Genomic DNA, 279 nt, shown 5'->3' on the forward strand with positions numbered 1-279 from the left:
CGATCTGGATTTGGGTCACTACGAGCGCTTCATCCGTACCAAAATGTCGCGTCGTAACAACTTCACCACTGGCCGTATCTACTCAGAAGTCCTGCGCAAAGAGCGCCGTGGCGACTATCTGGGCGCAACCATTCAGGTTATTCCGCACATCACCAACGCCATCAAAGAACGCATTATTGAAGGCGGTGAAGGTCATGATGTGGTACTGGTCGAAATCGGCGGCACGGTCGGGGATATCGAATCACTGCCGTTCCTGGAAGCGATTCGTCAGATGGCCGT

At 53.8% G+C, this 279-nt stretch carries 1 pseudogene; it reads left to right on the forward strand.

The window, feature by feature from the left end:
* Positions 1–279: pseudogene (gene pyrG / locus SB765_RS29140) on the forward strand (CTP synthetase); the annotation flags it as partial.

The organism is Pseudomonas sp. SIMBA_067 (assembly GCF_046534675.1).
Classification (GTDB): domain Bacteria; phylum Pseudomonadota; class Gammaproteobacteria; order Pseudomonadales; family Pseudomonadaceae; genus Aquipseudomonas; species Aquipseudomonas putida.